The sequence below is a fragment of the Pedobacter duraquae genome (assembly GCF_004362245.1).
GTDB lineage: Bacteria > Bacteroidota > Bacteroidia > Sphingobacteriales > Sphingobacteriaceae > Pedobacter > Pedobacter duraquae.
Genome location: NZ_SNWM01000001.1, coordinates 988,442 through 1,012,680, shown reverse-complemented (window position 1 = coordinate 1,012,680; position 24,239 = coordinate 988,442). Strand labels below are relative to the sequence as shown.

Sequence of the window (24,239 nt, the reverse complement as noted above, 5' to 3'; positions counted from 1 at the left end):
CATGAACAGAATAATAATGCAATTTTTACTGGCAGCTGTACTGCTTTCAGGTTGCAAAAAGTTTACCGACCCGGCTCCCCAGAATAATGGAGACTTTGAGAATATCTATAACGAGCCCTCGCTGGCACAAGGTATTTTACTCAATGGATATACCCGCCTGCCAACTAATGGATGGTCCTTTAGTGATGTAGCCACAGATGATGCCGTGAGTAACGACATCAATAACAATTTCAGGAGAATCGCAACTGGACAATGGTCTTCCGCAGTAAACCCACTGGATCAGTGGACTAACTCCCGCGCAGGAATCCAATACCTCAATATATTCCTTGCAGAAAGTGACAAGGTGATCTGGGATACGAAGGATCCAATGTTAAATACGATGTTTAACGACAGGCATAAAGGTGAGGCTTACGGCCTCCGTGCTTATCTGATGTTCTACATGCTTCAGGCACATGCCGGTAAGATAGGTAACGTGCTGTATGGTTTCCCATTAGTATTGGAACCTGAAAGTCCATCTTCTAATTTCAACCAGCCCAGAGCTACATTTGATGCATGTATCAAACAAATTTACAGCGACCTTGATAAGGCCGAACAGCTCTTGCCCTTAGATTATGTGGATATTTCGGGTACTTCCCAGATTCCAGCAAAATATAATGGAATTAAAGTAGAAACGTTCAACAGGGTTTTTGGTAAGTTCTTTAATGGTCGCGTAACAGGGCGTATTGCCAAGGCCATCCGCGCCAAAACTGCATTCATGGCTGCAAGTCCGGCTTATGCAGGGGGAAGTGCAACAACATGGACAGATGCAGCGAATTATACGGGTCAGGTTTTAGCACTCAATGGATGGTTAACCAACCTGGACCCAAATGGCGTAACCTGGTACGACAACAGAGCGGAAATCGACGGATTAGCTTCAGGTGCAACACCTAGAGAAGTGCTTTGGCGTACAAATATAGGCTCCAATAGTGATTTGGAAGCCGCCAATTATCCGCCAACATTGTCAGGACAGGGCCGCTTAAATCCTACACAAAACCTGGTTAACGCATTTCCTATGGCAAATGGTTATCCGATCAGTAATACCACTCAGAGTGGATACAATCCTGCTAACCCATATACCGGACGTGACCCTCGATTGGCCAAATATATCGTCTATAATGGAAACACAATAGGACCAACAAACAAGGTGATCAATACTACGGTGGATCTGACAACTAATGATGATGGTCTGAATAGGAGAGAGGTCTCTACTAGAACAGGTTTTTACATGAAGAAACTTTTAAGACAGGATGTAAGTCGCACACCTTCAGTAAACAATCAGAAGCACTACAGACCGCATATCCGGTATACAGAATTATTTTTGAATTATGCTGAAGCAGCCAACGAAGCTTTTGGACCAATGTCTAATGGTGGAAATGCAAGGTCTGCATATGAGATTATCAAGGCCCTCCGTGCCCGCGCAGGTGTTGGAAGTACTAATGGAGACGCTTATCTGGAGTCTATAAAAGGCGATCAGGATGCGATGAGAACGCTCATAAGAAATGAACGACGAATAGAGCTCGCCTTTGAAGGCTTTCGCTTCTGGGACTTGCGCAGGTGGAATGCAAATATGAACGAACCTGTACAAGGTGTCAGCATTTCGCAGGGAAGATATCAGGATATCGCTGTAGAAACGCGCAACTATCAGGACTACATGCGTTATGGTCCTGTCCCTTATAGTGAAATTCTAAAATATGGTGCTTTACAACAAAATACGGGCTGGTAAGTACTCTAATATACAAACACCCATAAAACCGATGACTCATAGATATACCAACATGAAAATTAAACTTAATATACTTCTAGGGCTGCTATTGGCACTAAGCTCCTGTAAGAATGATAAATGGTACTTTCCGGATAATGACGTACAAACCGTGTATTTCGCCTATCAGAGTCCGATAAGGACGATAACCCTGGGTGAGGATATTTTTGATACTTCCCTGGATAATCAACATAAACTTCAGATCATGGCTACCACTGCCGGTGTATATGATAACGGAAAAGACATCACTGTTGGTGTTACTGTCGATAATTCATTAACACAAGGCCTGAGCTTTTCGTCTCCCTACAGCGGAACTGTAAAACCTATGCCTGCAAACTACTACAAGCTTGCATCCAATCAAATTGTGATACCTAAAGGTAGCCTGATTGGTGGAGTAGAGGTTCAGCTAACTGATGCCTTTTTTGCAGATCCATTATCTGTGAATACTACTTATGTCATTCCGGTAACCATGAATAGTGTCAATCAGGGAAAGACCATATTGGAAGGTAAAAAATATACGCTCTATGCAGTGAGATATATCAACCAATGGCAGGGCTTTTATCTGAGACGTGGAAAGGACGTATTCGTAGGTAAAAATGGTAATTCGGCATTGAACCAGACAGTTGTGCGCCATATGCAATACGTTGAGAAAGATGAAGTCAATAAACTGAATACACGGTCCTTGACTCAGACCGAGTTTCCTGTAACTTTTAAAGGCGCAAATGGGACAAATATCAACCGGACGTTATTATTGACCTTCGATGCGAATGGAAATTGTACCATCGCAGCTGCTGATGCAACGTTTACTGCTTCAGGAACTGGTAAATTTGTTAAGCGGGGTGAAAAGAATAGCTGGGGGAATACTGATCGTGATGCACTCTATCTCAACTATCAGGTTGACCTGAGTGATAGGACGGTTTCTGCACTGGATACCCTCGTTATGCGCGATCGCGGAGTTAAGGCGGAGACATTTACGCCGGTCAAATAAAGGACAGAAATCTAAAAATCGAGAAATATGAAACCACTATATAAATTAGCGATTGGCATCATTACAACCATGGCAGTTGCTTCCTGCCAAAAATATGAGTCGCTCGAATACACAGTTAACAAACCGGCAAGTTTTGGCTCACAGGAGTTAATTGACGGTTACCAACCTCTAAAAACTTATATCGATAGAACAGCAAACCCAAAGTTTAAACTCGGCGCAGGTATCGGCCTGCAACCTTATCTGTCTAAAGGTGTGTTGTATAGACTTGCCAACAGTAATTTTGATGAGATCACCCTGGGCTACGAAATGAAACATGGAGCGGTGGTGCAGGCGGATGGCAGCTTAGCGCTAACAAATGTTAAAAGTTTACTTGAAGCTGCTTCGAAGGCTGGAATGTCCGTATTTGGGCACACCTTGATCTGGCATTCAAATCAAAACGCGAATTACCTTAAAGGGTTGATTGCACCCATTGTTACTCCCTCAACGGGAGGCCCAACCTGGGATCTGGTTACTGGTGCTGATTTTGAGTCGGCAACCGCTACTAATTACCAAACAAATACGAATGCAGTAACGTCTTTTACACAGGCAGGCGAAGGTTTTAACAATACGGGAAGGGCACTCAAGATTAACAATGCGGCTGTTCGTACCAACGATTATGATGCACAGCTATTTCTGTCATTTCCAGCGGTAGTGTTAGGGGAGAAATATGAACTCAAAATGAATGTACGATCTGACGCTGCGGCTTCTTATTCTACACAGGCGCACGTTACGCCAGGGGCCTACAAACATTATGAATTTTTCGGTACAATTTCTTCAACACCCACCTGGACAACGTACACCAAAGAAGTTACTATTACAGCAGAGATGGCTACAAGTGGCACTATTGCATTCAATCTTGGTAAAACTGCGACAAACTACTACTTCGATAACATCACCTTAAAGAAATATAATCCCAATGGCGGAACTACCATTGTAGAGAAAACAGCCGAACAGAAGAAAACGCTTTTGACAAATGCGCTTGATAAGTGGATCAACGGGATCGTCACAACATCAAAAGATTACGTTAAAGCCTGGGACGTGGTTAATGAACCAATGGACGATGCTAAACCTTATGAACTTAAAACTGCTGCAGGACGGACAAACATTCCTGCGGATGAGTTTTACTGGCAGGATTACCTGGGTAAAGATTATGCGTTAAAAGCATTTCAGTTGGCCAGACAGTACGGCAACGCTACTGATCTTCACTTTATCAACGATTATAATCTGGAGTCCAACATCGACAAGTGTAAAGGACTTATCGCATATGTCAAATATCTTGAGGAGCGCGGGGCGAAGATAGATGGTATCGGTACGCAGATGCATATCGTTGCTACGTCAGATAAATCAAAAATTGATGAAATGCTGGTCTTACTGGCTGCAACAGGTAAGCAGATTAAAATATCGGAATTGGATATGGGCTTTGCAGGGAATATTAAGACGGCACAGGCTACTGCTCAGCAATATGCCTTACAGGCCGACATGTACAAGTATGTGATCAAAAAATACTTTGAGTTGATTCCTGCTGCACAACGTTACGGAATCACAATTTGGTCGCCTCAGGATAGCCCTGAAGGCTCAAGCTGGAGAGCAGGAGAACCTATCGGTTTATGGTCGGAATCACTGATCCGTAAGCCGGCTTATGTTGGCGTAGCAGACGGTTTGAAAAACAAGTAAAATTTGGTTGAATATGCATGTTTAGGAGCTGCCGTTTACGGTGGCTCCTTTTTTACTATGGGATTGTTACAAAGCTGAACATTTCTGTTATCTTTTTACTGAAATCTGTTAGCACTGATTAGCAAACTTTTACAACTTTGAGGAGTGTATTGTTGGGTTGTAACTTATGCCAATGGCCATTCGTTAGTATACCCAATTCATGCAGTAAATATAGTCGATTGTCTATATTTACACCTAACCAAATATAAAAACTGTAATGCCTCAATCGAACGTGTTTCGGATGCTTAATCCGTTAGTTCTTTTCAGGCTGCGCAAAACGGGTGTCGCTATGATAGAAAAAATCTCAAGCCTTTGTACAAGACTATTTTTTGTAGTGTTGATATCAACATTAACATTTCAACTGGCAAAAGGGCAGAACGATCTTAACTTCATTAACCTCAATACCAAAAACGGCATGTCTTCCAATGCTGTAAATACGATTCTGCAAGATCACAATGGACTGGTCTGGTTTGGTACAAGTGACGGACTTAATAAGTTCGATGGCACCAACTTTACAGTCTACACCAATAAAAGCAACGACAGTACTAGTATTTCTTCCAATAAGATTTCCGCACTGCTGGAAGATCGCAACGGGCGACTTTGGGTAGGTACAAACGGCGGAGGATTGTTATATTATGATCCCAAACAAAATACGTTTATTTCATTTGTAGGGAACGGGATTCCAAACCGTAATGTTGACTTTAATGTTTTAACGCTTTATCAGGATAAGAAAGGAAATATCTGGGTAGGTACTTTTGGTGGCTACCGGATCATCAATACAAAAACATACGAGGTGAGAAATGAGGGAATCAACGCCTTAATGGGCAATGGATCCAGCGTAGTTTCTTTTATTGAAGATAACAATAAAATGTGGATTGGTACAAGTATGGGGCTATTGTTACTAGATCTCAATACCCACGTTACTGAAAAGTTTACACATCACACAGGTGATCCATCAAGTCTAAGCAACAATTACATTGGATCAAGCATCAGAGATGAAAAAGGTCGGATATTCTTCGGTACCAACAATGGCTTGAATATGTTACTCGGTGATGGCAAGCACTTCAAATCCTTTTTGCGGGCAGATGATGCCATGCGCTCAGATGATATTATTTATGCGGCAAGCAGACAAAAAGATGGTAAGATATGGCTGGGAACGGAGGATGGGGTCAGTGTATTCAATACGCGCACTGAAACATTTACGACCATCCGTCCAGATAGTCGCCAGGCATTCGGACTCAGTGATAAATCTGTAAGAAGCATTTGTATGGGCAGAAATGGCATCATCTGGCTTGGAACTTATCAGGGCGGTGTAAATAAGCTTGATCCTAATCTGGCTTTGTTCAATCTGAAACGCAGCAGCCCTTTTGATCCCCAGGGACTATCCTCCCCAATAGTTACCTCTTTTGCTGAATTGTCGAAAAAGAAAATATTTGTAGGTACCGATGGCGGGGGACTTCATCTGTTTAATCGGAATACAGGAATTTTCGAGCATCTCGGCATAAGAAGCAAAATCGATTTGTCGAAAAATCCGATATCCATACTTGCACTGGAATTAGACTCGCATGATGAGCTCTGGGTTGGCACCTACCGAAACGGCCTTTTTAAGTACAATTTTAAAAACAGAAGTTATCGGCAATATCTTGCTGGATCGTCTCCTACTGATTTAAGCCAAAATGATATATTCTTTGTCAAGGAAGATAGCAAGGGTCTAATATGGATTGGGACAAATGGCAACGGTGTTAATGTGTACGACTACAAAAGCGATAAATTTACCCGTTATGGCACGCATCAGATTGCCCCAATGCTGCTTCCGAGTAACGGCTTTATGCGTGCGATTGCAGAAGATGCCAATGGAGATATCTGGCTGGCTTCGAGCGGAACCGGAATTGCTGTTTTTCAACGTAATACCGGAAAGTTCAGGTCGTATACAAAGCGAAATAGCGGCTTGTCAAACGATGTGGTATTAAGTCTGCTGAACGATAGCAAAGGCAACCTATGGGCAGGCACTGATGGGGGTGGACTTGATCTTTTTAATCGTAAAACAGGTAAGTTTGTCAATTTTAATGAAACGAACGGACTCCCAAATGGGATTGTCTACAAAATTCTTGAAGGTAAAGATGGATTGATCTGGTTTAGCACTGATAAGGGCATAAGCGCACTTAATCCGGCAACCAGAAAGATCAAAAATTTCGGTCGCCCTAACGGTGTGCAGGATAGTCCGTTTATTTTAGGCTCCGGAATAAAAACCTCCGATGGTGAGCTCTATTTTGGCGGCCAGGATGGCTTTAACTACTTTGATCCCCTCACTTTACCTTCTAATGGCATTGTACCTGGTGTATTGTTGACCGAGTTAAAGGTTGCCAATACCATTGTGCTCCCGGGGGCAAAATCACCGATAGCAGAACAAATTGGTTTTGCTCAAGAAATAAAATTGAGCTATGGACAGAATTTCTCCATCAGTTATGTTGCACTTAACTACACCGCCCCACAGCAAAATCATTATGCTTATCGATTGGTAGGTTTGGAAAAAGACTGGAACGAAGTGGGCAGGGAAAAAACGGCTTACTACACAAATTTGGATCCTGGAGATTACATATTTCAGGTGCGTGCAAGTAATAACGAAGGCACATGGAGTGATAAAATCACCTCCATAAAAGTGCATATCCAGCCTCCACTATGGCGTACCACCTATGCTTATGTTTTTTATATCGCACTGATTGGCGCGTCGCTTCTTGCAATCAGGCATCGCGGTATTCAACGTATCAAACGTGAACTTGCACTTGAGCAGGCACAGATTAATGCACAAGAAAGGGTACTGCAACAAAAAAGGGATGCCGAACGTGCGCATGCACTGGACATTCAGAAAATTAAATTCCTGACTAACTTAAGTCATGAGTTTAGAACGCCGATTGCGCTCATTCTGGCTCCTGTTGATAAGTTGCTCTCGGTAAAACAGGAACAATCAGTGGCTGGTCAGGTAAAGATGATCAGGAGAAATGCCAGAAGATTGCTCAACCTTGTTAATCAGCTGCTCGACTTCCGTAAGATGGAAGAACATGAGCTTAAGCTGAACCTCAACAAGGCCGACCTTATTGCTTTTATCAGCGAAGCTGCAGAAGCCTTTCAGGATCTCTCTGACCGGAAAAAGATATCGCTCTGCGTAACAAGTGACCTGTCAACATTCACCACCTTTTTTGACCAGGACAAAATGGAACGAATTATCTTCAATCTGCTATCCAACGCATTTAAATTCACAAAAGAGGGTGGTGCAGTAAGCCTCAACATGGCTTTGCGAACAGTAAGCGGACAGCCTCGACCCTTAATTGAAATATCGGTATCAGACACAGGGATAGGTATAGCGCCCGAGAGTCAGGACAAGGTGTTTGACCGTTTCTTTATGGATAACAATGTGAGTGCAATACTGAATCAGGGTAGTGGAATCGGCTTGTCAATAGTCAAGGAATTTGTGGAACTCCACGGAGGTGAACTCAGCCTGGAAAGTGAACTTGGAAAGGGAAGCAAATTTGTAGTGTCTATACCCGTTGATTTTGTGCCCATGCAAAGGACATTGGATGTGAATCAGGATGAAGCTAAACCCGAAAAATCAGTTGAATTAGATACCGAGCAATACCAGATCACATCGTCGTCTGAAGAAAAAGTTGCAACAGTACTCTTAGTAGAAGATAATGACGAGTTCAGATTTCACTTAAGGGAAACATTGCAGCCTTTTTATCACATTATTGAAGCAGCCAATGGTAAGGAGGGCTGGCAAAAAACACTCTCCGGACACCCCCAACTGGTGGTGAGTGACATTAGTATGCCTGAAATGAGCGGCATTGAACTGAGTCAGAAAATAAAGTCAGATAAGCGAACAAGTCATATTCCTGTGATTCTGCTGACGGCCATTAATGGTGAAGAGAACCAGATTAAAGGTCTTAAATCTGGTGCTAACGACTATCTGAATAAACCTTTTAACTTTAGCATTCTCCAGGCAAAAATTGAGAATCTATTGCAATTTAAACGTTCTGTAAAAGATACCTATGCCAAGCAGGTTCAGGTAATTCCGAAGGAGCTGGAAATTGAAACAAGTGAAGAAAGGCTGATGAATAAAATTGTTAAATATGTGGACGAAAATCTCAACAATCCGGAGCTGTCTGTGGAAGAGCTGAGTAAGCATGTCTACATGAGCCGGGGATCCCTATATCATAAAGTGATAGAATATACCGGCCTTACCCCGATTGAGTACATCCGTTCTGTTAAATTAAAGAGAGCCATAGAACTGCTGGAAAAAAGTGATTATAACGTAGCGCAGATCGCCTACATGACCGGATTCGGGACACCAAGCTATTTTTCAAAACTATTTAAGATCGAATTTAATATGCTTCCGTCAGAATATATTACCGCGCACAGGAAACTTAAAAGGGAGCGCGTGTAGTCGATTTCTTACGTATTTCATAACTAAACAAACATCCTAAGCCTATTATTGAACAAACGGTCTATCTGGGTACGCTACTATCTGCTAGTTTTGATAAGACAAATTAAAATGTATGAACCTAGATAGGATGGAATTCCGTGCGAAAGCATGCCTATCACATGTATTATTTATGAGAAAAATTATCTTAGTCTTAATTGGCCTGTACGCAGGCTACTGCCAGTCACAAATTAAATTTACCAACCCAATTTTATCCGGGTTTTACCCCGATCCAAGTATAACACGGGTGGGGACCGACTACTACCTCGTTAACTCCACCTTTGCCTATTTTCCAGGAATTCCTGTCTTCCATAGCAAGGATTTGAAAAATTGGAAACAGATAGGAAATGTAATCGATCGCCCATCTCAGATGACGTTTTTTGGTGACCAAACCTCCAGAGGCCTTTTTGCACCTTCAATCAACTTTAATAAAGGCATTTATTACATGACCTGCACGAATATTGATAAGAAGGGGAATTTTGTGATGACAGCAAAAAATCCCGCTGGGCCATGGAGTGATCCAGTCTGGCTTCCTGAGGTGCGCGGCATTGATCCATCGCTATTTTTTGATCAGGATAAAGCTTATATCGTTTACAATAGTGACGCGCCTGACAACAAACCATTGTATTCTGGCCATCGTACCATACGTACAATAGAATTTGATCCCATTAAACTCAAGGTGGTCGGATCGGAAACCCAATTGGTGAATGGTGGGGTAGATCTGAGTAAAAAACCAGTGTGGATTGAAGGACCGCATATTTTTAAACGTGGACAATGGTATTACCTGTGTGCCGCTGAAGGGGGTACCTCAGTAAACCATTCTCAGGTAGTTTTGAGAAGTAACAAAGCTATGGGACCATATGTGCCCTATGAGCACAACCCGATACTTACGCAACGTGACCTGGATCCTGCCAGAAAAGACCCGATAACCTCTACAGGACATGCAGAGCTTGTTGATGGACCTGACGGGAAAACTTATGCGATCTTTTTAGCGGTAAGGCCTTACGAAGGGAACTACTACAATACGGGCAGGGAAACATTTATTGCGCCTGTGGAATGGAAAAATGAGTGGCCAATTATCAACCCCGGTCATAAAGAAGTACAATACAGTTACACTGCTAACTTTAAGGAAGTTAAACAATCAGCACCTCCGCAGAGCGGTAACTTCTCCTACAGAACCACATTTGATAAAAAGCTGGATCAGTCCTTATTATTTTTGCGCACAAACGATACAAGCTGGTACAAACTAGATAAATCCAGGGGACTTACAATGAAACTCCTTCCTGAGACATGTATGGGATTGGGAAATCCGGCATTCATTGGCAAACGTCAGCAGCACATGTTCAGTAGTGCGACCACTGAGATGACTTTTGAAGCACGGCAGCAAAATGAAAAAGCCGGTATGCTTATTTTCCAAAATGAAACGCACTTCTATTACCTTTGTAAGTCTGAAAAAGAAGGCAAGCAGTTCGTACAGCTCTACGTTGGTAATCCCAAAACCAAAGCTATGGACCTGATCACCGAATCTCCTGTTGCTGCTAAAAAGCTGCAGATTAAGATTGAAGCCCAGGGTGGACTTTACAATTTTCTGTATGCAGAATCACCCGGCCAGTGGACGGTGCTGAAAGAACACCTGGATGGAAAAATTTTGAGTACGCAAGCCGCTGGTGGTTTTATAGGTGCACTCTTTGCACTGTATGCTACTTCTTCAGGTGCTGAATCAAATAACCAGGCAAGTTTTAAATGGCTGGATTATGCTGGCAATGATGCTGTTCATACTAAATAGAATGCTATTACAAAAAAAACCAACCAAATAAAACCCAAATATGAACAGTTTAGACTTCAAGGATTACATCGTATTTCTAGTTTACTTTTTAATCGTTGCCATGTACGGATGGTGGATCTACCGTAAAAAGAAAAAGGCAGTTTCTGCCTCCCATGATTATTTTTTAGCTGAAGGATCTTTAACGTGGTGGGCAATAGGTACTTCACTGATCGCCTCGAATATATCTTCAGAGCAATTTATTGCCATGAGCGGAAACGGGTTTAAAATGGGACTCGCCATAGCAACTTACGAATGGATGGCCGCGCTCACGCTAATTATCGTAGCTGTATTTTTTATACCTGTATATCTTAAAAATAAGATCTATACCATGCCGCAGTTTTTACAGCAGCGGTATAACGAAACCGTGGCTATGATTATGGCCGTTTTCTGGCTGATGTTATACGTTATTGTAAACCTCACGTCTATCTTATACCTCGGTGCCCTGGCGATTAACGGCATTTCGGGTATCGATACCACGTTATGCATGTACGGGCTCGCTGTGTTCTCTATTATTATCGCACTGGGCGGAATGAAGGTTATCGGTTACACCGATGTTATTCAGGTAATGTTCCTGATTCTCGGTGGCTTGGTTACAACTTATCTCGCTCTGGGTAGAGTAGCTGAACTGAACGGACAGGACGGCGTGGTTAATGGCTTCAATTATATGATGAGCCAGTCTAATGACCACTTTCATATGATCCTCAAAAAGGAGAACTCAAACTTTCCAAGTTTACCTGGGCTAACGGTGTTACTTGGCGGTATGTGGATTGTTAACTTAAATTATTGGGGCTGTAACCAATACATCACCCAGCGTGCCCTTGGCGCCGATCTAAAAACCGCGCGTAGTGGAATATTGTTCGCCGCATTTTTGAAATTACTGATGCCAGTTATTGTTGTACTGCCAGGGATTGCCGCTTATGTAATTTACATGAAAGGTGGACTGAGAACTGAAATGCTTCAAAATGGAGAGCTCAATCCCGATAAAGCTTATCCTGTACTTCTCAATTTGCTGCCTGCCGGACTAAAAGGGCTGTCTTTTGCGGCTTTAACTGCAGCTGTCGTAGCGTCTTTAGCTGGTAAGGTAAATAGTATCGCCACCATCTTTACACTTGATATTTTTAAAAAGAAAATTGATATCAACGCCAGTGAACAGAAATTGGTTAAAGTTGGTAAAATAGTGGTTGTTGTAGCCATGGTTCTGGCTGTTATCATCGCTCCATTTCTTGGAATAGATAAGAAAGGAGGGTTTGAGTTTATCCAGGAGTATACCGGTTTTGTAAGTCCGGGGATCTTTGCCATGTTTATTCTAGGCTTTTTCTGGAAAAAGACGAGCTCAAACGCTGCGATGTTTGCTACGGTTGGCGGATTTGCGCTTTCGGTATTCTTTAAGTTTTTACCCAGGTTTGCGGACCTTAAATTTTTAGCTTCTTCAGGATTCTCCTCTCTTGTAGCGCAAAAGGACGGAAGTTTATTGTATGAAATACCTTTCTTAGACCGTATGGGCTTTGTGTTCGTGATAGCGGTAATTGGAATGGTAATCATTAGTTTGATAGATCATGCCAGAGGTAAACAAACGAACGGATTGGAAATCGATAGCAGCATGTTCAAGGTTAACAATCGTTTTGCTTTCGGAGCAGCCCTTGTCATCGTTATGCTAACAGCACTTTATGCTTACTTCTGGTAATTCCTAATTACCAGGATAACCCTGTCATCACCTCTAAATATTTAGGGGTGATGACAGGTTAATATTATTTGTCAAACACGATTACAAATCCGTCATTCCCATGTACATCGATTGACACCGCTTTACTTCCTTTAATACGCCCAACAGCAAAATCAGGATCTTTAGTACTACCGCTTACAGAGGTAATCAGGCTGCCGGTATGGCCCTTAAGGAAAGAAAGGTCGAGCTTAAAGTTCTTATCCTTGTTCTCTGCATTCAATCCTGCTACGTACCATTTATTTCCAGATTGTCTGGCTAATATAAACGATTTTCCTGGGTCAGCATCAATGAACCTAACATCGTCCCAGCTATCAGGCAGCGTTCTTAAAAAGTCTTTTACCGGTTCTGAAACATGGCTCATTCCTTCCGGACTTTCTGCATAATGTTGGATGCCGGATAAAAATACGACTGCTGTAGCGAGTTCGAAAGCCGGGGTTGTAGCCCTTTTAATATTAGGAATTCTGTAGAGATTCATGGGAGTGAAATCCATAGGATCGAAATTATTGCGGATCAGTGCATTGAGTGCCATATGCTCTGGTGCCCGGTTTGCCGCACCCTGAGAAAAGGTGATCATCTCGTAGCCGTGAACAGCTTCCGTGGTCATAAGGTTGGGATAGGTACGCTGCAAGCCACGTGGCAGGGTAGCTCCATGGAAGTTAACCATTAATTGATTACTTGCTGCGTCTTCCAGTATATCGTGATAATAGTTCATCATCGACTGTCCATCTCCGGCAAAGAAGTCTATCTTTAATCCCTTAATACCCATAGCACGCAATCTGGCAAACTCAGCCATTCTATCGGCATGCGTGAGCAGTTTATCTTTTGGTGTGAATTTGACCGTGTTCCAGCTTCCAGCCGAATTATACCATAATAATAACCCAACATCCTTTTTTTTGGCATAGTCAGCCAATATTTTTACAGAATCGTAACCGATTAACTGATCCCAATTGGCGTCGAGTAAACAATAGTTCCATTTCATATTAGCAGCCAGATCAATATATTTTTTCTGAACATGGTAGACTGTTGAATCATCCTTTTTTAAGATCCAGCTCCAGGATGCTTTGCCGGGCTTTACAAAAGAAAAGTCCATTTTTTTCTGAGGCAACGCAAGGTCTGTTCCAAGTGTAGACTCTGCTATAGTCTTTAGGTCGCCGAGAGCAATGATACGCCATGGAGATTTCCAGGGAAGTATAGATTCTGGCATCAACGTAGCCTTGCCATTTGTAAATACCTCGGCAGGCTGTGGGAAGTTGATCTTATATTCACTATCCGGAGCATGCTGTTGTAATGAGGTGCCACTGTATCCGGTGCCCAGTGCAGCCTCGGTGATCATTATCCAGATGTCGCCACTCTTAAATAAAGCGGGGTAGACCCAGCCGTTAGAGCCAGGCGACGGCGTGCCGGTAGGGATATTACTCTGGTAATAATCTTCATAAGAAGGATTGGTATGCTCAAATCCGGTTTGGGCCTGTGCCTTAGGCTGCAGCCATGCCCGGGTACCATCCAAGAAGTGAAAGGTTGTAGCCTCCGCAGTAATTTTTTTAATGTCTGAACTGTGCTCGGGAAATTCGTACTGCAAGGCAACACCATCATCCGAAACTCTGAAAATGATGTTCATTCTTTTTCCACTGCTTGCCTCAGTTTCAATGATCCTTTGCGTGGCACGATAGGTAATATGGCTGCGCTTAGCATTAACCATTGTATAGCTGTCTGTAATTGGTGAAGGATTGGAGACCTTCACTACCTTTAATGTTTTGGAGAAATCCTGGTCTGCCCTGATCAGGCCCAGCCTTGAGTTGCGCAGTACTGTTTTGGCATCATAAGCAACAGTGTAGCTCATGGAATTCATATCGCAAGTCAGGACAATTTTTTTGTTTGGACTCGCAACGGTGTAAACAGATTGTGCGCGACTAAACAGAGATATCAGGATTAGTGCTATTGTAAAAAAGGGTTTCATAGGTTTGTTTTTGTCATGAGGTGTACATTTGTAATTTATGGCTTAAGCAGGCGGATATGGTAGACCGGACCGGCAACATTTCCCTGGCTGCCCTGAAATTTCACGCGGATAGTAGCTTTGCCTTTTAAAAATGCCTCCGGAATAGGGAACGAAACCTGCATCAATTGCTTTGAGGTAGCAGGCATCTGCGTTACTGTGGTCAACTTATCCTCATCGATATAGATATCGAATTTAGTATCTCCAGATTCTGGCCTGCGATAGCGCAGCAACAACGTCAATTGCTGTTCGTTTTTTGTTGCAAGCTGATAGCTAAAGTAACCTGTGCCTGAGGCAGACCGCCAAAAATCACCGAATGAATTGCCGCTATTGGAGTTGCTTTGTTGAATGAAGTGGTCAGCTTCTGGTTGTTGCTCTCCAGGAGCTACATAGTCTACGGTTCTTTTTTGTAAGGCTATGTTTTCTTTTTCAGCCGCTGCTATAGAGTCCATCCGGCTTTGGTATTGGCCACTGCTCAATGATAACCAGTACATTTGGTACCGGCTATCATGAATTTTGTAAAACGGTTCTAACTCTAATCCATTGTTATTCTTTAGGTTCATCGCTGGCGTAAAGTGCATCGGCCGTCCAGCTACAGGTTGTAATTTTTCAGGCAAATCGGAGATCTGATCTTCCACGATAATCGGAGCCTGGTTTAACGCTAACTTCGGTCCTGAAGCGATGTGACCCCATCTGCTATCCCCGGCAACTAATCCATCTAGGTTCTCAGCACCCGTTTTTGCGGCCAACAAAATCGGTCCACGCATAAATGCCACGTATTCAGCTTCGTTAGGAAGATACTCGATGTGGTTTTGCATAGGTAGTGATACATGCACCACATCTCCTTTTTTCCATAATCTGTTGATCGCAATATAAGAAGAGGGCTGATTGGTGTAGGCTACGTTCTTTCCATTAACCGTGATTTTGAGCGCTCCCTTAGCTACCCAGGATGGATACCGGATCATCAGATTAAGACGGGCGGATCCGGCGGTAACAACAAACGAGGTCTTTTCTTCTTCGGGAAAATTAGTTTGCTGTCTCCATGTTATTCCTTTTTCTTTCCAGTTAAGTTCTGAGGCAACAAACAGGTTTACAAATAACGAATCGCCAACATGGGTATAAATAAATTGGTTGTACTTACTGTGATTTTCCATTCCACTGCCTACACAACACCACATCGCCTGATTAGGTGCAGAATATACACGGTAATGTCGTGGTCTTGCCGGGGTAAAATAAACGTATCCTCCATGTGTTGGATGCTGGGTGGATAGGATATGGTTAAACATGGTGCGTTCGTAGAAGTCTGCATACTTTGCCGAGGGGTGCATCCTGAAAAGATCCTCGGTAAGCTTTAGCATGTTATAAGAATTGCAGGTCTCCGGGCCTTCCACATCATTTATGAAATCCATACCGGCAGATTTTGATGGGAAAAATTCTCTTCTGCTATTGCCGCCAAAGGCGAGGCTACGGTTATTAGCCACAGTTTCCCAAAAGAAACTTCCTGCTTTCAGATAACTTGAGTCATTACTCAACTCGCCGATACGTTCAAAACCTATTGCCTTAGGTACTTGCGTGTTTGCATGTTTGTTATCTAAATTATCCTTTCCTGCCACCAATGGAATCAGCAGCGCCTGATGTGAAAATCTTTTGGCAGCTGTTAGATATTTCGGATCCTTCTTAATTTGGTAGGCATCAGCAAAGAGCTCGTTCATGCCACCATGTTCCTGATTCAGCATAGCTTGCATCTGCTGGTCGGAAAGCGACGCAGTAATTTGAATAGCCCAGTCGCAGAAGTTCAGGAATATCTTCCTGGCCTCCTCATTTTGTGTGTAGGTCCAGGCATCTCTCAATCCCGCAAACATTTTATGTACGTTATACCATGGTACCCAAGCCGAGTTGTAAGCTTTTAAATCGCCATGCTTCAAGGTGCTCCAAATTTCAGCACTGTTAGGAACAGCACCTACATAGCCGGTGCCCCAGTCGGGATGGTTAACTCCATTTGCCTCCTGACAGGCGCGTAGTTCAGCAACTACATAATCTATCCGCTTTTTGCATTCAGCATTGTGCGTTGCAGCGTAATTTAGCGCTAATGCAGAGAGATAATGGCCGCCAATATGCCCATCAAGTCCATCCCAATTGGGATAAGATTTCGCTTTTTCCGGAAGGCCGGCTTGTTTACGGTAGCCGGCGAGCAGCCTGTCTGCATCATAAGCTAATACGGTATTGATGTTCAGGTCTCTTGCGTGTTGAAAGGGGCCTTTCAACATCACCACATTATTCAACGGGAAAGTGTTTGGATACAAACTACTTTGGGCATAGGTAGCAGCGCTTGATAGAAGCAGTCCCGCAAGGATCGCCAGTCTGGCGATTTCTGTTACCCGTTTAAAATTAATCGGTACATACATAGATATTTGGCTATTTTTATTCACACGAGTATAGTTATTTATTGAACCTCCACCAATCAAAATTGAATAATTGGTCTGTATCGCCCTTAAATACCAGGAACAGATCGTGTACACCTGTTGCTTTATGTCGTATTTTAACAAGCTGCGTTGTCCATTGCCCCTCACTTGAACCGGGTTTTACAATCAGTTTACTCAGTAGTCTTCCTTGCAGACTGTCTAGCCGAACCTCAATTGCTCCCGGACTCATGCCCGCCACACGTGCTTCGAACGAATTTGGTCCTTTACCCAGATCCACACTACGGATCTTAATATAATCTCCGTTACTGATCTGGGTTACATAAATACCAATGTCATCTGCCTGCGCAGTTTCTACACCTGATTGCCATGCAATGGTTTCCGCCTGCGTAATTTGATAAGGATTAAGATGCTTAACCGGCTTTACACCCGCGACCGTATTTGCAATTCTGGGAATCGAACCATCGGGAAGGTAGTTAAATTCCTCCACGGCAACAGACCTGTTAAAACCGCCACCTCCTGGCAGCGCACCGTTGTGGTAGAAGAAATAGGACTTGCCATTGTAATCTATTACACCTGGATGATTGGTAAATGCGCCACCTTTTTTAATGATGGTCATGATCGTATCCCGGTATTGCCATGGGCCGGCTGCAGACTTGCTGGTCGAATAAGCTAGGTGCTCCGGTACGCCACCAGCTGCATACAGCAGGTAGTATAAATCTTTACGTTTATAAATCCAGGGTGCTTCTTCGTAGGCTGACGGCCGCTTATCGGCATCCTTATAACGTACATGAAATCCATCCCGGTTTAAAGGAACCTCTATCACTTGCCCTGAATAGGAGACCATGTCTGGATTTAGCTTCACATATTTGAGATAGGGATTTCCCCAGTATAAATATGCCTGCCCGTCGTCGTCAATAAATACCGAAGGGTCAATGTCGCCATTGCCGCTATGCACCAAAGGTTTGCCTAGTGCATCTTTAAACGGCCCTGTAGGAGTATCTGAAACAGCAACACCGAGGGCCATTCCTTGTCCGTTCGACTGGTTCATCGGAACATACCAGTAGAATTTTCCATTGCGAAAAATACATTGGCCAGCCCAGGCGTCCTTTTTAGCCCAACTAAAGTTCGCCAGGGATAAGGGACTTCCCCGGTCTGTCCAGTTCACCATGTCGACTGTAGAATAGGCGTGCCAGTCCTTCATCACAAACCAGGTAGATTTATCTTCATCATGACCGGTATAAAGGAAAACAGTGTCTTTATAAACCATTGGAGCAGGATCTGCTGTATAGATCGTCTGGACGATTGGATTTTGTGCATGGGTCAGCTGATGAACGCAAGTCGTTAAAATAATCAGCGCCAGGCGGAGGAACTTATTCATATAATGTGTTTAAGGTTTGAGTTACGGCTAATGTGAAAACTTCCACCAATCTAGTTTAAGGCCTGGATCTGCTGCACCTTTGACAACGATAAATAGATCCTGTTGTCCTGTAGCGCCATTTACCTTGCAGCTCAATTCTTTCCAGCGCTGTTGATCTCCTGAAGCGGGAATGCTGACTGTTGCCAACAGTTTTCCTTCAACACTACCCAGGCGGAGTTCTAAATTTGTTTCTTTGCCAGCGTTGATAGCGGCTATTGTAAATTTCTTTGCGCCATTTTTCTTAAAGTCCACACCCTGGATCTTAATCCAATCTCCATTTTTGATGCCCGTTACAGCCAATCCTCCGTTTGTGGAAGATTCAGTCTTTACACCCTGCTGTGCGCTCATGGTTTCGGCTTCCACCCGTACATATGGATCCAAGCCGCCAACCTGCGCTACGCCATCGGCAGTATAGGCAACCTGTTGTATCGTTCCATCGGCATTATACTCCAGATTTTCGATCGCAAGATTTCTTTTGAATTCTGTGGGAATTTTGGACTGATAGGCAATTACCCGGTTATGGTAAGTATGATACCATTTACCATTAAATTCAAAAATACCCTGGTGGTTGTTGTTATTATTGTTTGGTGGCTGCGCAGCTACTACGCCTCCATAAGTAAAGCCAGTAGTTGGGCTCTTACTCATCATATAATCAATGCGCATTTGTGCGCGTGGATTGGTAGAATAAGAGAAATAATAGATGCCGTTGCGTTTATGCATCCAGGAAGCCTCAAAAAATGCTGGTGCAGTAATTGACGTTGCCGGTCCATCTACACTGATCATATCCCTGTTGAGTTTAATCACACGCACATTGTTATCGCCGTTACCGCCGAAATACATGTAGGCCTGACCATCGTCATCAACAAAAGTCATCGGATCAAAGAGCCACATATTTGGCGCAGGCAATACGCCAGGAGTTTGAGTTTCCACTAGTTTTTTGCCGATAGGATCTTTAAAAGGGGCTGTAGGGCTACTTGAAGTTGCAACCCCTATGCCGTTTCCCCCATTACCAAAATACAGAAAGATTTTGCCATCTCTTGCCACTGCTGCCGGAGCCCAGGTCCTGCCTGCCCAATCTACATCCCGTGGTGCTTCAAATACAACCCCATGGTCAGTCCAGTTTTTCATATCGCTACTCGAAACACATACAATGGATTTCATCTTATAGCCGCTATTCTTTTCCATAGTATTGTCATCGTCGTTGGATGCATAGAGGTAAACACGGCCGTTATAGACCAGCGTTCCGGGATCTGCAAGGTGGCGATAGCCAACAATAACCTGATCGGCATAAATCAATTTTGCTGAACAAATCAGCAGAGTTAAAAGACAGATTGTAAAGGAAAATCTTTTGTTCATAAAAGTATATTTGGTGCTCGCTTATTTTATACTAAAGTATCGAGCCTGCCCGCTTACCACTAGTAGATATCGTTATTTTACTAATACATTTGAATATTTTAGGGTCAAATAGCTATAAATTGTCTGAAGACTAACATCCCTGCCATCTATTTGATCAAAACTTACCTTTCCGACTAAAATTTCTAGATAGCTTTGAGTAGCTAATCTCTTTATCTAACGGCTTCAACGACCTAGACTGCTATGAACTGCTTGAAACTTATAACTGTAATCCTGACTGCTTTTTTGCTTAGTACAACACATGCATCTGCTCAAAAAGCGTCTAACCCAATCATTTTTGCCGATGTGCCTGATTTATCAATCATCAGGGTTGGTAAGGTCTATTATATGAGCAGTACCACTATGCACATGAATCCTGGTTTGCCCATCATGAAGTCTACAGACCTGGTCAATTGGAAGATTGTCAGTTATGCTTATGACACCCTTGGCAATTCAGATGCGCTCACCTTATCAAATGGTAAAAGTGATTATGGCAGAGGATCCTGGGCCAGCAGCCTCAGGTACTTCAAGGGTATCTACTATGTAAGTACATTTTCTGGCACCACGGGGAAAACTTATGTTTACAGCACAAAAAACATTGAAAAAGGGCCATGGAAAGCAGTCTCATTCAGCCCAGCTTTGCATGATCACTCCTTGTTTTTTGATGATGATGGAAAGGCATACATGATCTACGGGGCGGGGAAAATTTTGATGGTCGAATTAACGGATGATTTATCGGGAATCAAACCGGGCAGCACTCCGCAGGTCCTCATAGAAAATGCCAGCCTTGTGGCAGGGCCATCCGTTGGTTTGCCTGCCGAGGGCTCACAGTTATTCAAAATCAATGGGACATATTACCTTTTCAATATATGCTGGCCTAAAAATGGCATGAGGACTGTGCTTGTGCACCGTTCAGACAAACTTGTTGGTCCTTATGAGGGTAGCGTAGCACTTCAGGATAAGGGGGTTGCGCAGGGAGGGCTTATCAGCAACCCGAAGGGCGAATGGTTTGCTTACCTGTTCAGAGATTTTGGAGCTGTTGGACGCATCCCATATTTTGTCCCTGTAAAATGGGAAGCGGGTTGGCCGGTACTCGGCGTTGATCATAAAGTTCCAGATTCCCTGGAGCTGCCGCTAAGTAATGGGCTGATTCCTGGAATTGTTGCTTCAGATGAGTTTAATCGTAAAAAAGCTGAACCAAAGTTGCCCTTGGTATGGCAATGGAACCACAACCCGGATCAGACACATTGGTCTGTAGATGAGCGTCCCGGATTTCTACGTCTAACCACTTCCAGAGTAGATACAAATGTTTTGTTTGTGCGAAATATGCTCACACAGAGAACCTTCGGGCCAGTATCTACCGGCGTTACTGCAATAGATCTGTCGGGCATGAAAACAGGAGATCACGCGGGCCTGATGCTGCTGCAAAGAAATTTTGGTTGGGTAGGTGTTCGCAATACCGCTGGAAAGAAAACGGTTGTCATGGTAACAGCAAAAAACGGCACTGTAACTGGAGAGGAGCTTCCAGCAAGTCAGCAAACATTATTTCTTAAAGCAAGCTGCGATTTCAGAAACAGAGCAGATAAGGGATACTTTTTTTATAGTATGGATGGTAAAACATGGAAGCCGATAGGAGGAGCGCTGCAAATGTCGTATACCCTTCCACACTTTATGGGCTATCGATTCGGATTATTCAACTACGCAACAGAAAACGTTGGCGGCCATGTTGATTTTGACTATTTTCATATTGAACCTAACTAAATATATAAGAATAATGAAAAAGCAACTATTTGTTGTCCTCTGTCTGCTAATTGCTACGGGTAGTACAAAAGCGCAAACCGGACAGGCTCCGGTTGGATTTGACGAATTTAATAATGGTATTGCACATGGCAAATTGGATACGATTACCTACGACTCAAAAACAGTTGGTGTAAAACGACATGCCGTGGTTTATCTTCCTCCCACTTTTAAAAAGAATAAAAAGTACCCGGTATTGTATCTGCTGCATGGTATTGGGGGAGATGAATTTGAATGGTTGAACCAGGGCCATCCGGATCGGATTCTTGACAATCTGTATGCAAAAAAAGAAATAAAGGATATGATTGTAGTATTGCCTAACGGACGGGCGATGGCAAACGATCGTGCTACCGGAGATATTATGGCAAAGGACAAAGTTGCGGCTTTTGCGAATTTTGAGGGCGATCTGCTCAACGACCTGATACCCTACATCGAAAAGAGTTATCCCGTACTAAGCAACAGGTCAAATCGTGCACTTGCAGGCCTCTCAATGGGTGGAGGACAATCACTTAATTTTGGTTTAGGCAACTTGAATACATTTGCCTGGATAGGTGGTTTTTCATCCGCGCCAAATACAAAAATGCCGGAACAGTTGCTGCCAGACCCAGCAAAGGCGAAAGATCAAATCGAGCTGCTCTGGATCTCGTGCGGCGATGAAGATGGATTACTCAGCATCAGCGAACGTACCCGCGATTATATGATCAAAAATCAGGTTCCTCATATTTTCTTTAAGGAGCCAGGTAAGCATGATTTTAAGGTCTGGAAAAATGATCTGTATCATTTCTCCAAACTCTTATTTGTTAAAAACGCTAAATCATAGGGATCAGCTTTACTTTACAGCAACGCCGGTAGCCGTCTGAATTATTTTTTGGATGGTGCCGTCGGCGTTGTAGTGCATCTCGTCAATGCAGATCGACCGTCTGTAGCTTCCACCGGTGGGCAAGGCGCCGTTATGGTAAAAGAAATAGCTTTTTCCTTTATAGTCCAGTATACCTGGATGGGTAGTAAAGCTGTTTGGAACGTTATCTTGGATGATGCCCTGATAGGTCCACGGACCGGTAGCACTTTTAGCTGTACAGTACTCAATCATTTCAGGCTTTGTACCTTTGCTGGCATAGATCAGGTAATACAAGTCTTTGCGCTTATACACCCAGGGTCCTTCAATGTAATTCTTCGGCGTGAAAGTGGTGATCTCTCCCTCTTTTTCAATCATGTTCGACTTAAGTTTTACCCACTTGCAGCTGCCATTTCCCCAAAAAAGATAGGCCTGCCCGTCATCATCTATCAGTATAGTAGGGTCAATGTCGTCCCAGCCATATTTCATGTCTGTTGTCATTTCGTTGGTGATCAAAGCTTTTCCAATAGCATCCTTATACGGCCCTGCCGGATGGTCTGCAACCGCAACACCTATTGCAGCACCTCCACCGCTGTTTGCATCCTTTTTATGAAAGGTGGAAACATACCAGTAGAATTTCCCGTCGCGCTCAATACATTGTGCAGCGTAGGCATCACCTGTGGCCCAGGAAAAAACTTTCGGGGCAAGTACAGCACCATAATCCCGCCAGTTTACCAGGTCAGTAGAAGAAAACACATGCCAGTCGGGCATCTTATAATTTGTTGCAGAAACGGAGGCGGTGTCATGACCGGTAAATAAAAACACGGTATCCTTATATACGATAGGCGCTGGATCTGCAGTGAAAATATGTTTAATGATGGGATTCTGTGCACGGGCCAAAAAGCTTCCGGCTACAAGAAATAATGCCAATGAAATAATTCTGTTCATCTTAGATCAATTTATATTATAATTTCTGTTTTATGCCAAGCAGGTCAAGCATCGCAGTGCCATAACGTTTGCCTAGCATACGGTAGCCTTCGGCCGAGAAGTGCAAATTATCTGGCCCGTCAGGGCAGCCGGCTGAGGAAATGATATGAGCTGTCGGAATAGTTTGTGGAAGTGTGGCAATAATGGCATTCATCGAAGCACATACACCGCCCTGATCTGCATTAACAACCTCTCCTGCAAGTAGCGGCGTAGCTTTAGCATCCAGTTTAAGATCGCTGAGTAGGTTTTCATATACCCCTTTAACTTTTGAAGGCCAAGTTTTATCGCCGGTATTGGATTCTCCTTGATGCATTAATATCCCTTTGATGACGCCACTTTTTTGAGCAATTTTAGCCATTTCTATCAAGCGTCCGTAAGGGTTGCCATCATATTCAGCCAGCATGCTCTTCATCCAGTCGGGCGCAGTCGCAGTATAAGACTGATAGTTATCCTTGTCAAATAATTCAATTTTACAACCGCCTACAGCTACATTGATAATGCCAACCCTAATGTTCTTTGGCAGGTTTTCCACCAAAGTACGCCCAAAGTAGTCAACAGGGCCAAGTCCGGTTTTACACCTTGCCAATGGGGGAGCCGCGGTATACCACTCGCCCATACTGCGGTTTAAGTTACTGCAATTTACAGCCTCCAATACGCGGAAGCGGCCGTCTACAGCTGTGGTGTCGCGCGCTTCAAAAGCTGCACTACCTTCCATGTTCGATTGTCCGAAAGCGAGGAAAATGTAGAAATTAGGATCCTGAGAAAAGGCACTGGATGAAGTGATCAGCAATGCGGCACAGGTTAACAGAAATAATCGTAGTCTTCTCATTTTGTT

General features: G+C 43.4%; 14 protein-coding genes. 8 read left to right on the top strand and 6 right to left on the bottom strand.

Annotated features, from left to right (window positions below; genetic code table 11):
- The first annotated feature begins 1 nt into the window (after nt 1).
- The 6 genes from CLV32_RS04360 to CLV32_RS04335 all read left to right on the top strand — a co-directional run bounded on the left by CLV32_RS04360 (nt 2) and on the right by CLV32_RS04335 (nt 12,521).
- Nucleotides 2–1,762 carry a RagB/SusD family nutrient uptake outer membrane protein gene (locus CLV32_RS04360; protein ID WP_133552756.1) on the top strand — a complete coding sequence of 587 codons (1,761 nt, stop codon included), beginning with the start codon at nt 2–4 and terminating at the stop codon, nt 1,760–1,762.
- A gap of 52 nt (nt 1,763–1,814) precedes the next feature.
- Complete coding sequence (locus CLV32_RS04355) at nt 1,815–2,786, top strand: DUF5627 domain-containing protein (RefSeq protein WP_133552754.1); 972 nt, start codon at nt 1,815–1,817, stop codon at nt 2,784–2,786.
- 27 nt (nt 2,787–2,813) lie between these two features.
- On the top strand, nt 2,814–4,499 hold the full coding sequence (locus CLV32_RS04350; protein ID WP_133552752.1) for an endo-1,4-beta-xylanase: 1,686 nt from the start codon (nt 2,814–2,816) through the stop codon (nt 4,497–4,499).
- Between the two features lie 328 nt (nt 4,500–4,827).
- Entirely contained in the window at nt 4,828–8,976 is a 4,149-nt protein-coding gene (locus CLV32_RS04345; RefSeq protein ID WP_166641878.1) for a hybrid sensor histidine kinase/response regulator transcription factor, read from the top strand.
- Nucleotides 8,977–9,145: 169 nt separating this feature from the next.
- The gene (locus CLV32_RS04340) at nt 9,146–10,798 is read left to right on the top strand and encodes a glycoside hydrolase family 43 protein (RefSeq protein ID WP_133552748.1); all 1,653 of its coding nucleotides are present in this window, start codon (nt 9,146–9,148) and stop codon (nt 10,796–10,798) included.
- Between the two features lie 40 nt (nt 10,799–10,838).
- A complete protein-coding gene (locus CLV32_RS04335; protein WP_133552746.1) occupies nt 10,839–12,521 on the top strand; it encodes a sodium:solute symporter family transporter in 1,683 nt (560 codons plus the stop codon).
- 64 nt (nt 12,522–12,585) lie between these two features.
- Here CLV32_RS04335 and CLV32_RS04330 read toward each other — a convergent pair whose 3' ends face one another.
- The 4 genes from CLV32_RS04330 to CLV32_RS04315 are packed head-to-tail and all read right to left on the bottom strand — an operon-like array spanning nt 12,586 to nt 19,749.
- Nucleotides 12,586–14,517 (bottom strand): glycoside hydrolase family 97 protein, encoded by a 1,932-nt coding sequence (locus CLV32_RS04330; protein WP_133552743.1) that lies wholly within the window; start codon nt 14,515–14,517, stop codon nt 12,586–12,588.
- A gap of 35 nt (nt 14,518–14,552) precedes the next feature.
- Nucleotides 14,553–16,958: a glycoside hydrolase family 127 protein gene (locus CLV32_RS04325; RefSeq protein ID WP_133553529.1), complete on the bottom strand. Its 2,406-nt coding sequence runs from the start codon at nt 16,956–16,958 to the stop codon at nt 14,553–14,555.
- Nucleotides 16,959–16,992: 34 nt separating this feature from the next.
- On the bottom strand, nt 16,993–18,354 hold the full coding sequence (locus tag CLV32_RS04320) for a glycoside hydrolase family 43 protein (RefSeq protein ID WP_133552741.1): 1,362 nt from the start codon (nt 18,352–18,354) through the stop codon (nt 16,993–16,995).
- 27 nt (nt 18,355–18,381) lie between these two features.
- Nucleotides 18,382–19,749 (bottom strand): glycoside hydrolase family 43 protein, encoded by a 1,368-nt coding sequence (locus tag CLV32_RS04315; RefSeq protein WP_133552739.1) that lies wholly within the window; start codon nt 19,747–19,749, stop codon nt 18,382–18,384.
- A gap of 240 nt (nt 19,750–19,989) precedes the next feature.
- On the opposite strand from CLV32_RS04315, the gene CLV32_RS04310 reads away from it, so the two are divergent.
- Together CLV32_RS04310 and CLV32_RS04305 are read left to right on the top strand one after the other, a co-directional pair.
- Nucleotides 19,990–21,546: a glycoside hydrolase family 43 protein gene (locus CLV32_RS04310; protein WP_133552737.1), complete on the top strand. Its 1,557-nt coding sequence runs from the start codon at nt 19,990–19,992 to the stop codon at nt 21,544–21,546.
- A gap of 13 nt (nt 21,547–21,559) precedes the next feature.
- Nucleotides 21,560–22,402 carry an alpha/beta hydrolase gene (locus CLV32_RS04305; protein ID WP_133552735.1) on the top strand — a complete coding sequence of 281 codons (843 nt, stop codon included), beginning with the start codon at nt 21,560–21,562 and terminating at the stop codon, nt 22,400–22,402.
- A 9-nt stretch (nt 22,403–22,411) separates the two neighbouring features.
- Here CLV32_RS04305 and CLV32_RS04300 read toward each other — a convergent pair whose 3' ends face one another.
- Nucleotides 22,412–23,365, bottom strand: a complete 954-nt coding sequence (locus tag CLV32_RS04300; protein WP_133552733.1) for a glycoside hydrolase family 43 protein — start codon at nt 23,363–23,365, stop codon at nt 22,412–22,414.
- A 16-nt stretch (nt 23,366–23,381) separates the two neighbouring features.
- On the bottom strand, nt 23,382–24,233 hold the full coding sequence (locus tag CLV32_RS04295) for a sialate O-acetylesterase (protein WP_133552731.1): 852 nt from the start codon (nt 24,231–24,233) through the stop codon (nt 23,382–23,384).
- Between the last annotated feature and the right edge of the window lie 6 nt (nt 24,234–24,239).